Annotated in this window: 14 protein-coding genes; 8 read left to right on the plus strand and 6 right to left on the minus strand. The window is 43.1% G+C overall.

From position 1 onward, the window contains the following. The first annotated feature begins 27 nt into the window (after positions 1-27). From IQQ51_RS12135 to IQQ51_RS12155, 5 genes are read left to right on the plus strand one after another with little or no spacing between them, the layout of a single operon-like run. Positions 28-1,440 (plus strand): PTS mannitol transporter subunit IICB, encoded by a 1,413-nt coding sequence (locus IQQ51_RS12135; RefSeq protein WP_082152263.1) that lies wholly within the window; start codon positions 28-30, stop codon positions 1,438-1,440. Between the two features lie 47 nt (positions 1,441-1,487). Then, on the plus strand, positions 1,488-2,759 hold the full coding sequence (locus IQQ51_RS12140; RefSeq protein WP_193841209.1) for a zinc-binding dehydrogenase: 1,272 nt from the start codon (positions 1,488-1,490) through the stop codon (positions 2,757-2,759). Positions 2,760-2,815: 56 nt separating this feature from the next. Continuing rightward, entirely contained in the window at positions 2,816-3,334 is a 519-nt protein-coding gene (locus IQQ51_RS12145; protein ID WP_164091097.1) for an MltR family transcriptional regulator, read from the plus strand. Positions 3,335-3,342: 8 nt separating this feature from the next. Next, positions 3,343-4,077 carry a nucleoside/nucleotide kinase family protein gene (locus tag IQQ51_RS12150; protein ID WP_050620304.1) on the plus strand — a complete coding sequence of 245 codons (735 nt, stop codon included), beginning with the start codon at positions 3,343-3,345 and terminating at the stop codon, positions 4,075-4,077. A gap of 18 nt (positions 4,078-4,095) precedes the next feature. Next, positions 4,096-4,842 carry a phosphatase gene (locus IQQ51_RS12155; protein ID WP_193841210.1) on the plus strand — a complete coding sequence of 249 codons (747 nt, stop codon included), beginning with the start codon at positions 4,096-4,098 and terminating at the stop codon, positions 4,840-4,842. A 138-nt stretch (positions 4,843-4,980) separates the two neighbouring features. On the opposite strand, the gene IQQ51_RS12160 is transcribed toward IQQ51_RS12155, so the two are convergent. After that, on the minus strand, positions 4,981-5,196 hold the full coding sequence (locus IQQ51_RS12160; RefSeq protein WP_017065847.1) for a hypothetical protein: 216 nt from the start codon (positions 5,194-5,196) through the stop codon (positions 4,981-4,983). Positions 5,197-5,644: 448 nt separating this feature from the next. Here IQQ51_RS12160 and IQQ51_RS12165 point away from each other — a divergent pair, with 448 nt between their 5' ends. Further along, positions 5,645-5,905, plus strand: coding sequence for a DUF5062 family protein (locus IQQ51_RS12165; RefSeq protein WP_050620307.1), 261 nt, complete (start codon positions 5,645-5,647; stop codon positions 5,903-5,905). 190 nt (positions 5,906-6,095) lie between these two features. Here IQQ51_RS12165 and melB read toward each other — a convergent pair whose 3' ends face one another. Continuing rightward, complete coding sequence (gene melB, locus IQQ51_RS12170; RefSeq protein ID WP_048610299.1) at positions 6,096-7,523, minus strand: melibiose:sodium transporter MelB; 1,428 nt, start codon at positions 7,521-7,523, stop codon at positions 6,096-6,098. Between the two features lie 70 nt (positions 7,524-7,593). Continuing rightward, the gene (locus tag IQQ51_RS12175) at positions 7,594-8,946 is read right to left on the minus strand and encodes an alpha-glucosidase/alpha-galactosidase (RefSeq protein ID WP_193841211.1); all 1,353 of its coding nucleotides are present in this window, start codon (positions 8,944-8,946) and stop codon (positions 7,594-7,596) included. Positions 8,947-9,273: 327 nt separating this feature from the next. Here IQQ51_RS12175 and melR point away from each other — a divergent pair, with 327 nt between their 5' ends. Next, entirely contained in the window at positions 9,274-10,278 is a 1,005-nt protein-coding gene (melR, locus tag IQQ51_RS12180; protein ID WP_048610301.1) for a transcriptional regulator MelR, read from the plus strand. A gap of 99 nt (positions 10,279-10,377) precedes the next feature. On the opposite strand, the gene IQQ51_RS12185 is transcribed toward melR, so the two are convergent. The 3 genes from IQQ51_RS12185 to IQQ51_RS12195 form a co-directional block, all read right to left on the minus strand. Continuing rightward, positions 10,378-11,007 carry a bifunctional 4-hydroxy-2-oxoglutarate aldolase/2-dehydro-3-deoxy-phosphogluconate aldolase gene (locus tag IQQ51_RS12185; protein ID WP_193841212.1) on the minus strand — a complete coding sequence of 210 codons (630 nt, stop codon included), beginning with the start codon at positions 11,005-11,007 and terminating at the stop codon, positions 10,378-10,380. Positions 11,008-11,022: 15 nt separating this feature from the next. Continuing rightward, positions 11,023-11,991, minus strand: coding sequence for a sugar kinase (locus tag IQQ51_RS12190; protein ID WP_193841213.1), 969 nt, complete (start codon positions 11,989-11,991; stop codon positions 11,023-11,025). A 113-nt stretch (positions 11,992-12,104) separates the two neighbouring features. Then, positions 12,105-13,538: a PTS transporter subunit EIIC gene (locus IQQ51_RS12195; RefSeq protein WP_193841214.1), complete on the minus strand. Its 1,434-nt coding sequence runs from the start codon at positions 13,536-13,538 to the stop codon at positions 12,105-12,107. Between the two features lie 261 nt (positions 13,539-13,799). Here IQQ51_RS12195 and IQQ51_RS12200 point away from each other — a divergent pair, with 261 nt between their 5' ends. Beyond that, positions 13,800-14,999 carry an enolase C-terminal domain-like protein gene (locus IQQ51_RS12200; protein WP_004732372.1) on the plus strand — a complete coding sequence of 400 codons (1,200 nt, stop codon included), beginning with the start codon at positions 13,800-13,802 and terminating at the stop codon, positions 14,997-14,999. The last annotated feature ends 854 nt before the right edge of the window (positions 15,000-15,853 follow it).

Genomic DNA, 15,853 nt, shown 5'->3' on the forward strand with positions numbered 1-15,853 from the left:
ATAACCTTTGAAAATAAGGAATATACCGTGTCTACAAATATAAGAGCAAAAGTGCAATCTTTTGGTGGTCATTTGACTGCGATGGTATTGCCAAATATTGGAGCCTTCATCGCATGGGGCTTTATTACTGCATTATTTATTCCAACAGGTTGGATGCCTAACGAATATTTTGGTGAATTAGTGGGTCCGATGATCACTTATTTACTTCCTCTGCTTATTGGTTATACCGGTGGACAAATTGTCGGGGATAAGCGTGGTGCAGTTGCTGGTGCGATAGGTACCATGGGTGTTATCGCTGGCGCTGAGATTCCAATGTTTGTTGGCGCAATGATCATGGGTCCATTGAGTGGCTGGGTGATCGTTCAAATCGATAAACGCTTACAAGACAAGATCCCTTCAGGTTTTGAGATGGTGGTAAACAACTTCTCGCTAGGCATCTTCGGCATGTTGATGTGTCTATTTGCTTACGCGATTGTTGGCCCTGCTGTGACTGCTGCGAACCTATTCGTTAAATCGGGTATCGAAGCGCTTGTAGCAACTGGTTTTCTACCGTTACTTGCCATTATTAATGAACCAGCAAAAGTACTGTTCCTAAACAACGCTATCGACCAAGGTATTTACTACCCATTAGGTCTGCAAGCGGCGGCGGAAACGGGCAAATCGATCTTCTTTATGGTGGCGTCAAACCCGGGTCCTGGCCTAGGTATGCTTTTGGCTTACGCGAAATTTGGTCAAGGTCTAAGTAAGAAATCAGCACCAAGTGCAATCATCATTCACTTCTTCGGTGGTATCCATGAGCTGTACTTCCCATACGTGCTAATGAAGCCAATCATGATTGTTGCGATGATTGCTGGTGCGGCGACAGGTATTGCCACGTTCAACCTACTTGATGGTGGTCTGGTTGCTGGCCCTAGTCCTGGTTCGATTTTCTCTTACTTAGCTCTCACACCAAAAGGTAGCTTCTTCGCAACCATCGCAGGTGTGGCTTCAGCAACGGTTGTGTCTTTCCTTGTCGCAAGTGCAATCCTGAAAGTGAGCAAGAAAGAACAATCAGAAGACGAGTTTGAACAGTCGATAACCGACATGAAAGATATGAAAGCAGAAGGTGTGGTAGCAAAAGCATCAGCTCAGGCTTCAACAGAACAGCCAAAAGAAGCAAAGAACATCAAATTTATTGCCTTTGCATGTGATGCGGGAATGGGCTCAAGCGCCATGGGAGCATCGACTTTCAAACGCAAACTAGAAAAAGCTGGCTACGATGTTCAAGTTAAAAACTTTGCCATCGAAAAAGTCCCAACTGATGCCGATGTGGTGGTGACTCACGAGAGCCTAGAGAATAGAGCGATTAAAGCAACGGGTTTACCAGTAGTGACTATCAAGAACTTCTTACATGACCCTGCATTAGACAACCTAATGAATACCATTGGTCAACAAGCTTAATTTAAATTTTGGGGCCACTCAGTGGTCCCACTTTCGGAGAGAAAATCATGACTCAAACAACTGCTGCTGTTATCCGTGGTGAAAAAGATGTTCAACTTAGAACGTTCGATCTTCCAAAAATTTCTGATGATGAACTTTTAGTTAAAAATATCTCAAACAGCATCTGTCTTTCTACTTACAAAGCAGCACTGTTAGGCAGCAACCATAAACGTGTACCGGGAAATATTGCTGAAGTTCCCGTAATGACAGGCCACGAATACGCAGGTGTGATTGTGGAAGTGGGTGCAAACCTGAAAGGTCGTTTTACGGCAGGTGAACCTTTTGTACTGCAACCTGCTATGGGCTTGCCAACAGGCTACTCAGCAGGCTACAGCTATGAGACATTTGGTGGTAACGCGACGTACTCAATCATCCCTAAGGTAGCGATTGATTTAGACTGTGTTCTGCCATACAAGAGCTCTTACTATGCAAACGCATCGCTTGCAGAGCCAATGTCATGCATCATTGGTGCGTTCCACGCAAGCTACCATACAACGCCTTACGTATATGAGCATCAAATGGGCATCAAAGAGGGCGGTGCTCTTGCATTGTTAGCATGTGCAGGCCCTATGGGTATTGGTGCAATTGACTACGCGATTAATGGTCCAGTCAAACCAAGTCGAATCGTTGTCACCGATATTGACGAAGCGCGCCTAGAGCGAGCTGCGAGCCTAATTCCTGTATCAAAAGCAGCAGAGAACGGTATCGAACTGTTCTATGTGAATACCGCTAAGTTAGAAGATCCTGTCTCACACCTTAAGCAGTTGAATGATGGCAAGGGGTATGATGATGTCATGGTGTATGCCGCAGTTGCACAAGTGCTTGAGCAAGCGGATGAGTTGCTAGGCAATGATGGTTGCTTAAATTTCTTTGCTGGCCCAACGGACAAGCAGTTCAAAGTACCATTCAACTTCTATAACGTTCACTACGAAGCGACTCACATTGTTGGCACTTCTGGTGGCTCTACGGGTGATATGGTCGAGTCTATTGAGCTTTCAGAAGCGAATAAAATCAACCCTTCATTTATGCTGACACACGTTGGTGGTCTAGAAGCAGCACCGCATACAATTCTCAATCAGTTAGATATTCCGGGTGGCAAGAAATTGATTTACCCACATATCGACTTACCGCTGACAGCGATTGACCAATTCCATACACTGGCAGAGCAGTCTCCATTCTTCCTGGAGCTTGATGAAATCTTGAAAGCCAATAATTACGTTTGGAATGAATTGGCAGAAAAAGCGCTACTTGAATTTTATGATGTGAGCTTAACCGTTTAATATGGTTCATTATTGTGGTGGCGAGCCTGCCACCACAGCTTCATGAGGTAATTGATATTTTGTTGCAAGATGAATTATTGGATGCATTGGAACAGTGTGATTCCGCGACGAGTTTGATCGAAGCGTCTAATAAGTTAATAAACCAAAAACTGAAAAAGCTATTACCGAACGTGTTTGTTCAAGATGCTTTGGTGATGGAGTACGCCGTCGTACCTCTTTTAAAAGAAGATGGGCCTCTTGTGACAACCGACGTCGCCTCTAAATTGATGTTTGCGATGGGTAAGATCTCTTTGGAAACCTACGCAGATATTGGCTTATTCGATCAAATGTATGAATACACTAGTAAGCAATCGCAAGTGCTGACATTTGGCGATGACATGGTTTACGACTTCATCAGTAATCAATCAAACCTCTCGAAAGGCAAAGATAGCTTCTACTTAGATTCAATTAACCAATTAAAATTCTCGTCATTCGATTCATTCACTCAAACACGTTACGAATCGCTGATTAAAACAGTGCTGAAACTCTGTTGCGAGAACTTGTTGGAAAGTATTGAGAAAGAGATATTAGGATAAGGTTGAACATGAAAGTTTCCTTAAATGTGAGTGGCTTTGAAACCGAAGCGACATTCCCTGATAAAGATATTGAACAGATTCATAAACCACTGGTTGAAAAATTTACGCGACTTTTTGAGCAGAAAAAAGAGCGTACGATTATCTTTTTGTGTGCGCCTCCTGGCAGTGGTAAATCGACGTTAGCCGCGTTTTGGGAGCATTTGTCCCATCACCAAACCAACGTTGAGCCACTTCAGGTATTGCCATTTGACGGTTTTCATTACCCCAATGAGATATTGGACTCAAACTACATCGTTCGTGATGAAGAGAAAATTAAACTCCGTACCATTAAAGGCTCTCACGAAACGTTCAACCTAACCTCGTTGATCGATAAGTTGAAACAGCTGAAAGTAAAAAATCCTACGTGGCCGTATTACGATAGAAATCTTCATGATCCTGTGGATGACGCAATCTCGGTAGACAAGGACATTGTCGTGATTGAAGGCAACTGGTTGTTACTGAACGAGCCTGTTTGGAATGGATTGCATGAGTTGGCTGATTTCACCATCTTCATAGACACCGACGCTAAGTTCCTCGAAGAGCGCTTAGTAAACCGCAAGGTGCGAGGAGGTACCACATTAGAAGAGGCGGTCGAGTTCTATAAAAATTCAGACTCAAAAAACGTCGATAAAGTGTTAGACAATTCTATTCCTGCTGACCTAACACTCTTCATGAGTAAAGACGGTTCGTTTCAAATCAATTAAACAATTTAGGAGGTCATAATGGAGATTGTTGTCGACAGCCATACTCATACATTGGCAAGTGGCCATGCCTATAGCACCATTATCGAAAATGCACTGGCATCGAAAAATAAGGGGCTAAAACTCCTTTGTACAACGGATCATGCTCCTGAAATGCCGGGAGCCCCCCACTACTGGTTTTTCAATAACCAAAGGATTTTGCCCCGCTTTCTGCACGATGTAGGTATCTTGCGTGGTGTGGAAGCCAACACACTGAACACTGCTGGAGAGTTGGATCTTCCTCCTTCTTCTTACCAACATTTAGACTGGGTGATTGCGAGCTTACATGAGCAAGTTTTCAAGCCCTCGACGAAGCAAGAACATACACAGGCGTTAATCAACGTTATTAAGAGTGGCAAAGTTGATGTGCTAGGGCACTTAGGGAACCCAAACTACAAGTTCGATATGGAAGCGGTTCTGCTGTGCGCAAAGGAGCACAATGTTGCAATTGAAGTGAACAATACGTCACTGACAGGCAAGAGCCGAAAAGGAAGCGATGTGCGATGCTCAAAAATTGTCGAGATCGGCAAGCGAGTTGGCGTTTACTTTTCTACAGGTTCTGATGCGCATTTCTGTGAAGAGATTGCTCATCTGGGTCTTGTAAAAGCATTACTTGAAAAGCACGATGTGGAAGAAGACAAAATAATCACGACCTCAACATCCCGATTTTTGAACTTTTTATTATTGCGCGGTAAGAGTCGTATCGAAGAATTTACACACTTATATTAAGTGCGTTGCTGAGTTAATGATTACTGGTATCAAAAAGCCCAAAGCTAATAACTTTGGGCTTTTCCGTATCTGGTAACCAGCATTTTATAATGAATTTTTAAAAAGAGAATGCTTGGTGATAGAGAACTGATTGGTTGATTAATGCATGCCTGAGCGCATTTTGTCGGCGAGCGCAAAGAAGACAAAAATCACGAAGCATACTAGAGCAACACACAGTGAAGCTATGATTGTAGTTGCGTCTTTTGATATCAATGGAACAACGATAGAAGCTAATGCAACTAACATAACCAAGATATGAACGATTCGTCCGATGATTGGGTTTTTATGACAGAATGAAGCCCAGAGGTAACGCATTTTTAACACCAGTATAATATTAGTGGGTTTATTCTATTTTCTTAATGAGTATTTTGTAAATAACATTCTGTTACAAGAACCAGTAAATATGATCTAAGTCGTTTTAGTATAAAACTGATTAAATAACAGAAGGTTATTTGTATTATATAGAATGTTTATCATCTAAATAAGAAACATAGTATTCCGTATTCTTTGGAATGCTAAGTCAAATATTATTCAACTTTTTGTTTCTTGACTTAAGATCTCATTTACTGAGTATTTTATTAAGAGATCGTTTGCGTATAACCATTGATATCGCAAATGCCAACCGAATTAGAATCAGCCTAGAGCCTGTTATTCGTTTTACGTTATTTATCAAAGCGACTCCTCAAATTGAGAGCGAAGTAATCTTGTGAGTTTTTCGGTTTGATATACTCAGTATTCATTCGATAAAGATGATGGAGATGATATGTCGAAAACCGCGAAGATCATTAATGAAGATAAGCTGGTAAAAAAAGCAGTTGAAGTCGGTTTTAAGATGGCAAAGCTACAAGGTTTTGATTTACCAAATTCATCCCAACCGATAAAGGTTAAAGCGGTGTACTTGTTCCTTGTTGAAGTCAATCAGATCACACCGTTACCGGACGACAAGCTTGATGGCGCGAACATCAAGAAGCGTTTAGCACTCTGGCTTCATAATGCACTTCCTGACAATGACCCGCTAAAATAAAGAAGTTCTGAATACAGGTGCAGCTCGCCTGATTAGAACTGATGCTTTCCCCTAGTATCACTTATTGTTTTAATGTACGAAAGCCTAGCGATTACTCGCTAGGCTTTTTAGTTTCCGGGATTTTTGCATCGATGATGTGCTGATTGTTTTGACTTTTCTGCCCCCAGTTTCTTTGACTTATTACTTGGATCTAAATTGCTTGTACTGGTTTGGTTGGCTTCGAAGCTTCTCCTGTGCTTGAGCCATCATTTGTAATGTGGTCGTATTTCTCGGTTAAGTGATCTTGAATCTTTTGGTGGTATGCACCGTTCAGCTTGTAGAAGCGGAAGTAGATGATTAACGCAATGGCAAAGAAGAAAGCAGGTAGGCCGACCATGATGCATTGCATGCCGAAGACGGTTTCAGGGCTTTGCGTTACGTTGGGCACATAGTCAACTGCAGTGAGGGCGATGCCGATAAAGAAAGCGGCAAATGCCGAACCTGCTTTTACGACCAAGGTTTGCACTGAATAAGCGATACTTTCACAACGAGAACCCAGTTTAAACTCACCGTAATCGACCGTGTCTGCCACCATAATCACGTTCAATACCCAGAACAGAGCTGTACCGATTTGTAGGAAGACGCCTGCCGTTGATATCAGCAGGATGCTTTGTTTGTCATACATGCCGACGTAGATGAGTACCGCGCTGCCTAAGATAGGGAAAGTGGATGCACAGGCCCATAAAACTCGGCGTGAGAACATTTTCGCAAGTTTAGGGAACAACACTAGAGTGATAAGGTTCGCGATACCTGCATACGCCATGTAATACGGGAACAGCTCTTCATTGCCGACTACATAAGTGAAGTAGTAAACCGCGAAGGCGGTAATGATGTTGGTCGCAAGGTTGTAAGACAGCGCCATACACAGAACACTGGTCAGTTGGTCGTTTTTGTAGATAAGTGACAGTAGCTTTTTCAGTGAAACCTTTTCTTCAGGTTGAGTTGTGTCTAGGTTGGCGGTTGAATAACGTTCTTTCACATTACGCAATGTAATGAAAGTTGATACCAAGAAACAAGCGATCAACAAGAGTGTAAAAATCTGGAAGCCGAACCCTTTGTCGTCACCACCTACGTAATTCACGAAAGGCATCGCGATAGCCGCAGTGACAATCCAAGCTAGGCTAGCAAAGAAGCGAGGGTATGGGACGAGCTCTTCACGTTCACGCTTATCCAAGGTGAGTGTTGGAACCAATGACCAAAAAGGAATATCCATTAATGTGTAGGTCATGCCCCAAAGAATATAGGTGACAGCAGCGTAAGCGATTAGCCAAGGGCCTTCGATATAGTGAGCACTAAACACCATCAATAGAACGACTGAATTGGCGAGTGTGCCGATTAAAATCCAAGGCTTGAATTTACCCCAACGAGTGCGGGTGTTATTGACTAGCCATCCCATAATTGGGTCATTGACCGCATCCCAGATACGCGCGACGAGGAAAATAGTACCGACTGCAGCGGCAGAAATACCGACCACATCGGTGTAGTAAAACATTAGGTACATATAGACGATGGTGATTGCGAAGTCTTTACCAAATGCGCCAAAGCCATAACTGAGCTTGGTATTCATTGAGATACTCATTGCCACTCCTTACGCCTCCTCACTGAGAAGGCGTTAATATTCACGTTATTGTATTTTTATTAGTATGAAATTACTTGTTAACCCACTCTGGTAACCAACCTTCATGAGCCTCAATTAAGTCATCAACCAGCGCGTATATCTCTTCTATTCCAAGTACAGCGGCAGTATGAGGATCAAGCATCGCAGCATGATAAATACGGTCGCGGTTTTCAGTGAGAATGGCTTCGGTTAATAGAGTTTGAACGTTGATGTTGGTTTGCATCAATGCCGCTAAGTGATTTGGTAGGCGACCAACTTTGATCGGTTGCACACCATTCGCATCAACTAAACAAGCGACCTCAACACAGCAACCTTGCGGTAAGTTATCGATTAAGGCTTCGTTTTTAACGTTGCCATAGATGACGCTCGGTATACCTGTCCAGATGGAGTTCATGATGGTGCTAGCGTATTCGTGAGATTCCTCAACGGTGATCTTGTCGGCCGTTTTGAACTCTTGAAGATCCTTTTTCCAATCGGCTATCTGTTCGACACAACGTTTAGGGTATTCATCAAGTGGCACTTTATAACGTTCAATTAAATCTGGACGATTTGGCTTGATAAAGTAGGGGGTGTATTCAGAGAAATGTTCAGAAGACTCTGTCACAAAGTAGCCAAGCTTTTTAAACATCTCATAGCGGACTAAGTTGGTGCAGCGACCATTGTGATAAATACCCGGCTTAGGTGCTTGGCTATTCTCGAAAGCTTCAAGTAGGTCTGGATAAATGTCGACGTACTCGCCACTTTCTGTTTTCTTCTCAAGGGTCAGGTAGTAAGCCATGTGGTTGATGCCAGCGCAGGTGTAGCGAAGGTCTGCGTAATCTAAGTCTAGGTCTCGTGCTAGTTCTTCAGCTGTACCTTGTACAGAGTGACATAAACCGACTTGTTTAATGTGAGGGTACTTCTCGTACATTGCCCATGTGTTCATTGCCATTGGGTTGACGTAGTTGAGCATGGTCGCGTTCGGGCAAACCTCCGTCATATCTTCACAGACACTCCAAAGATGCGGGACTGTGCGCAGTGAACGCATAATACCGCCCGGGCCAAGTGTGTCTGCGATGGTTTGTTCCAGACCATGGCGCTTACACACGTCGAAATCTGTGACGGTACAAGGTTCGTAACCGCCGATTTGGAAAGCAATGACGACAAAATCTGCGTCTTGTAGCGCTTCTTTCTGATTTAAGTGACATGAAATAGAGCCAGTCGCGCCTGATGATTCCATCAACTTACTGACGACAAGGTGAGACTCTTCTAAACGAGTCTCATCAATATCCATCAAGGCGACATGAGCGTTTTGTAATGCCGAACGGTGGAAAACGTCACCAAGAATGTTCTTAACAAAAATGGTTGAGCCAGCACCGATGAATGTGATCTTAGGGCTTTGCATAGTGGAATCCTTTATCTCTCTGAGTTCTTTGTTGATGCAGATAAATTACACCTAGAACCCATGTCGATTCGTCTCAGATAATCTAATAGCTCTCCCGTTTTCTAATATTTTTAAATCACCCAACGAAAATCTTAGGAAATGGGACAACTTGCTGGCTTTTAAGGAGAGAGCTTATGCAATGAAGCGAGTTTTGCACTTAAGATACTGACTCTAATCACATCGTGATGATCTTATGAATTGGGGTACTGCGGCTCTATGATCGCCTTCAGAGTTTTATTATTGAGGAACTGCTAAAACTCAGCTATACGATTTCCTAAGGAGCGAGATATGCCGCAATCAGCCCCAGATACGGTGAGAATTATCACTTTAGATAAGTACTCATCCGAGACCGTGTCGGTAAGTCCGCTTTCTCTCTATTCTTCCTATGAGAAAATCGATATCGAACTCAGAGCGCCTCACTCCATGCCAGGCTATCATTGGCATGGTCAAGTTGAGGTGAATATTCCCTTTGGAGATGATGTGGAGTACATCATTAACGGCAGTCCGGTTGTGGTTAAAAGCGGATCGATTGGCTTGTTTTGGGCATCGGTACCGCATCGACTTACCAATCCAGGTCAATGCCATAATATGGGGATCATTAACATACCGATTCACCATTTTATGTCGTGGGCTCTCAGTCGGGATTTTATCAATCAGATAACTCACGGCAGTGTATTGCAATCGAATTCCTGTGCGTTGATCAGTGAGTTTGAAATCTCCCGTTGGGCACAAGAGATAAAACATTCGTCCGAAAGTCGTCAACAGTTAGCTATGGATGAAATTGGCTTAATGCTTAAACGAATCTGCCTTGATGGTTGGCAACAACTGCTGGTAAATCGACAGGATAAGTCGACCAAAAAAGGGGTATCGAAACACTCCCAATTCTATGTCAGCCAGATGTTGGAATACATTGCGACTCACCATAATCAGCCATTAACCGTTAAAGGTATCGCTGAACATATCGGGTTACACAGCAACTACGCGATGAACGTATTTCAGCGAACGATGCAGATGACCATTAAGCAGTACATTACTGCGATGCGTATCAACCACGCTCGTGCTTTGCTGAGTGATACGGATAGAACCATTCTCGATATCTCACTCACGGTGGGCTTCAATTCGAGCAGCCGATTCTATGAAACCTTCCAAACGTACATTGGGGTTACGCCGACTCAATATAGAAAACTGGCTAGGGAAGATCACCGATGGAGCAGTCATGGGGCCAGCCCGCTATATGACCTTGAGAAAGGAGCGTGTGATGGGAAAAGGCCGTTAACGACGACGGACAGTTAGCGATATTTATACAACCCGATAAAAGCAAAGCCACAGCGTTTTGCTGTGGCTTCGTTGTTATGGAATCAAGGGAGTTTGTCCTTTCTAGAACGGTATCGCTTAACGATTCACTTGCTCAACAATCTCGCGCGTTAGGCGTGCGATCTCGTCCCACTCACCGTTTTCAACCAGCTTCTTGTCCACCATCCATGTGCCACCGCAGGCTAATACCTGAGGCACGGCTAAGTAGTTATCGATGTTTGATGGCGTGATACCGCCAGTTGGCATCAGTCTAATGTCGCCGTATGGACCAACGAGTGATTTAACCATGCTGATGCCGCCAGATGCTTCGGCAGGGAAAAACTTGAGAGTCGTTAGTCCCATCTCTAATGCCGCTTCAACGGTGCTTGGATTATTCACACCTGGAATGATGTCGATGCCGATCTCTTGGCATGCTTTAACTGTGTTCGGATTAAAGCCCGGTGATACAACAAACGTTGCGCCCGCTTCTTTTGCTGCGAGTGCTTGCTCACGGTTCAAGATGGTGCCTGCGCCGATCAGCATATTAGGCTGTGCTTGGCGAAGCAGTCGGATAGCTTCAACAGCGGCGTCTGAACGGAAGGTAATCTCAGCCGCTGGAAGTCCATTCTCAGCCAATACTTTGCCTAGAGGGATAATATCCTCTGCGTTATCAATGGCGATAACAGGGATAACTTTAAGTGCTTTTAGCTGTTCGTTAATTGTAGACATGTGTACTTCTTAATATCAGTTTGAAAGAGTGTCGGTGATGGATTTTGGGACGATTGCGCCATGATGTTGAATCACCAATCTGGCTAATGCATTACCTTGATGGCAGGCTTCTTCAATAGAACCTCCAGCGAGATAGCAAGATAAGAAACCGCCGTTAAAAGAGTCGCCAGCAGAGGTGCTATCCACCACAGTCTCGACAGGTGTCGTTGTGATTTTTACGGGCTCATTTACGGGGCTTTCGCTGATCAAGCAGCCTTCAGCACCAAGCTTGACTACAACTGTTTTGACACCGAGAGCATGCAGCCTTGTTATGGTGTCTTGTGGTGTTTGATCGCTCCACAACAGTTGCTCATCATCGAACGTGACTAGGGCTATATCGGTCGTTTTATAGCCCAATAGATAGCATTCTTTAGTTGCGGCCTCTGAGCTCCACAACTTTGGTCGATAGTTACTATCAAAGGCGATGGTAACGCCACGTTCACGCAGGCCTTCGATGATAGTGAGCAACTTTAGCTGATCGCTGTGTGGCAGTATCGCGAGGGAAATGCCACTCAGAAACACCATATCAACATCACGAAGTTGGTTGGCTATCTTATCGAAATCGGGGTGCTGTACCATGTAGCGAGCCGCCGAATCGTTGCGCCAGTATAGGAAGGTGCGCTCACCAACATCGTCGAGTTGAATGAGATAGAGTCCGGGTGAACGCTGCTCGTCAATAAGCACGAACTCGGTTGATAGTCCTTCATCTTGCCATCGGTTAAGCATCTCTTGACTGATAGCGTCTGAGCCTAGCGCTGAGATATAGCTAGTTCGTATCGCTGGATTCGCAGTGTTATTGCAGCTCATGGGATTGCTAACCGCAGCGCTGCGGTTCAAGTAGATTGCCGCGTTTAATGTGTCTCCACCATAGCTTTGATGCATGTCGCCAAATGGAGCCCCATTCAGTTCAATCATGCACTCACCGATGATTGCGATGTGGGTCATAATATAGCCTTAGAAAGGAAAGGTTGGGTTTGTTCGTATTGAAGAAAGCATGACCATAACGAGATATGATCATGCTTTTTCGATTCTAATCTTACGGGAGTGAGACTAGCCGATTACTTGTTGTCTAGTTTTACGAACAACATCGTTAGGACGAAAGACAGTGCGAATACACCCACCACGCCCATCAGTGCTTGAATGAAGTTTTGCGTACCGCCTGCAAGGTAAGCTGGCAAGCTGAATACAGAAGAAAGAATGTAGCTTGTTAAGTGCGTATCGATTGTTACCGAGATAGCACCGAACACACCTGCAGCCAAACTCGCGGTCATCATCGCTTTGGTGTATTTAGTGAGGACACCAAATAGAGCCGGTTCCGTGATGCCTAAGATAGCGGTGACACTTGAGCCCATCGTAATTGAAGATTGCTCTTTAGAAACCGTTTTACGTTGCTTGTGCCAGATAGCCATTGTCGCACCCGCAATTGCCATGTTACCCAAACACATGATTGGCATCAGTAGATCCTTACCATACAGTGCAAAGTTGTTAAGGCTGATCGGCGTCATGCTGTGGTGGATACCAAATACGATGGTAATCGGGCGAGTTAGACCAAACACAAAGCCCGTTAACGTCGGAGAGATTTCCAGTAGTGAGCTCATTACCCAACCTGCGCCATTACTTAGCCAGATACCAGCAGGACCAACAAATGATAGCGTGATGGTCGAAGTTACCGTAAAGGCAAGCAGTGGTGTAAATACAGGCTTCGCAGAAGAAGGAACTAGACGGTCAACTAACGGAGTCACTTTAGACAATAACCAGATTGCTAGAATCGCAGGAACGATTGCGCCGCCGTAGTTAAGAAGTTCAATAGGAACCACGCCAAGAACGGTCAACTCCGGAGCAGCACCTGCATCTTTTAGCATTGTTGCTTTATCAACGAGCAGAGGCGCTAGCATTGCAGAAGAGACAGCAAGCGCAATGTATTCGTTTACTTTGAATACCTTAGCGGCAGAGAAAGAAACCAGCATAGGTAAGAAGAAGAACACAGCAACAGAGATAGAACGGAAGAAGTAAACTGTGTCTGAGGTTTCAGAGATTACATTGGTCGCAATAAGACCAGACAACAGGCCCATCAACATACCCGCGCCTGCGATAGCGGGTACAACCGGACCAAAGATACCCGCGACAATGCGCATCACACCTTGGAATAGCTTGCCTTTCTCTAGCTCATCAGCAGGAGCTGCGTCAGCTTGTTGAGTGTTTGAGAGTGCGTTGAACCATTTCTCGACCTCAACTCCAATGATGACTTGGGTTTGGCCTTGTTGAAGGACCACACCTTTCACGTCTACGATCTGCTTGATCGCTTCTTCATCTACCAGCGACTCGTCTGCTAATTTGAATCTCAGCCTTGTCATACAGTGCGTGATACTCACGATATTGTCTTCACCGCCAACAGCGGTCACTAATAACTGTATATTTTCGTTGAAATTTTTCTTTTTCGATGATGACTTAGAGTTATTCACAACGGCATCACTCTTTTCTACCATTTGCATACTACACCTGTTATTGGAATATATTTAACTCGAGAAATCATAACGACAACCAATTTAAATCCAACGGAGTAAAAAGAGATCTCAATCACATTTAAAATTCGAAAAATTAATTTTTCAGCGTTTTTTGCCAATTGGTATGTTTTGTTTATCAAAAAAAAACACTTAACGTACCAATTATTTTTGGGCAAAAATTAGCGCTTGAAATGTGATTTTTAAAGCGGTTAGATAATAGGAGTTGACTTAAGTTTAGGTTATTTAATTGTGAAAGAAACTATTATATCCGATATCCATTGTATTATTACTAAGCCAGACAGACACAATCTCATTACCGTTGTCGTTGAAACGAATGAAGGTGTGACTGGCTTTGGCTGTGCGACATTCCAACAAAGACCGCTTGCTGTAAAAACAATGGTCGATGAATATTTAAAACCTATTCTTATTGGTAAAAATGCCAACAATATTGAAGACTTATGGCAAATGATGATGGTCAACGCTTATTGGCGAAATGGCCCTGTCATCAATAATGCGATTTCTGGTGTTGATATGGCACTGTGGGATATTAAAGCCAAATTGGCAGGCATGCCGCTACACCAACTATTTGGTGGTAAGTCTCGTGATGCTATTCCTGTATACACACACGCGACTAGCGACACGATGGAAGGGATTTATGAGCTGGTGGAATCTTTCCTAGACAAAGGCTACAAGCACATTCGTTGTCAGCTTGGTTTCTATGGCGGTGTTCCAACCGATTTGCATACTACTCAAAACCCGACTGAAGGTTCGTACTACGACCAAGATCAGTACATGGACAATACTCTAACGATGTTTAAGTCGCTGAGAGAGAAATATGGTAACCAATTCCATATTCTTCATGATGTTCATGAGCGCCTATTCCCGAACCAAGCGATACAATTTGCCAAAGAAGTCGAGCAATATAAGCCTTACTTCATTGAAGATATTCTGCCGCCAAATCAAACGGAATGGTTGGATAATATTCGTAGCCAAAGCTCAGTTTCATTAGGTTTAGGGGAGTTGTTTAATAACCCTGAAGAGTGGAAATCATTGATTGCTAACCGTCGCATTGATTTCATTCGTTGCCATGTTTCTCAGATTGGTGGTATTACCCCTGCTCTGAAACTAGGCCATCTATGTCAGAACTTCGGTGTTCGTATTGCATGGCATTGCCCGCCAGATATGACGCCAATTGGTGCAGCGGTAAACACGCATTTGAATGTGCATTTACACAATGCCGCTATTCAAGAACATGTCGAATACAACGAGAACACACACAAGGTATTCCCGAACGCTGCAGAGCCAATTAATGGCTACTTATACGCTTCTGAAATCGCAGGTATTGGTGTTGAAATCGACCGAGAGGTTGCAGCTGAGTTCCCTGTTATGTATCGCCCCCACGAGTGGACTCAAAGTCGCCTTCCTGATGGCGCGATTCACACTCCATAACTCATTGAGTTAACCCAAATGGCCGCAGATAGCGGCCATTTTTTTGTCTGAAACTTACTGTTCGTTTTAGCTTCTTTGTCAGTCTTCGTTCTCAATTTGTTGCTGTTGCTTCACTAGCTAATCAATCAGCAAGTAATCAGAATTTTCATATCCAAACTATTAGTATTACCTCTCACATACCTCCAATTAACTGACTTTAAATAGTTCAGTAATAACAGGCTGACTTTAATGAAAAACGTCCCACTATAATTTCGAAAATTAATTTACCCACTTTCAAAGTTTATCTTTTTGATATGGGCTAATTTATTTAAATGGCTCATAAAAAATTAATGATGTACATTAATTATCACTATTAATATTTTAAATACTGCTTCATTAACCTTTGATTAATTTAAATCCCAATAAAAAATATGATGGTTATTAAAACAGTTTAATATAATTTAAAATTAAGTGGTTTAGCGTGTTGCTATAAAACCACCCAAGTTTTGATTGTTATTTAACCTGTGTTGTGCAATAGAGATTATTTTAGTTTTTAATTTTGTAATTTATATTTAAAGTGTTGAATTTAAAAGGTATTTTGATAAACATAAAACAGTGATTTAGGTCTGCAATTCCAGATGGATAATATTGTGAGTGAGGAGTTAATTAGTAAATATACGCCCTAGAAATCGAGTCGAATACTGTCCATATATTTCAACTTGAAGTTCAAAAAGTTGCTATGCAACTAATAACAATAAAATAATATTAGGGTTTATATGGGCGTTGTTGATCAAATCAGCTTGAAGATCAACGATGCCATATTTGACTAGCCGTTAGCTTCTAACGGGCATACCTAGTCCTATGACTTTGTTTAT

Source organism: Vibrio sp. OPT18 (assembly GCF_015163615.1).
Lineage (GTDB): Bacteria > Pseudomonadota > Gammaproteobacteria > Enterobacterales > Vibrionaceae > Vibrio > Vibrio coralliirubri.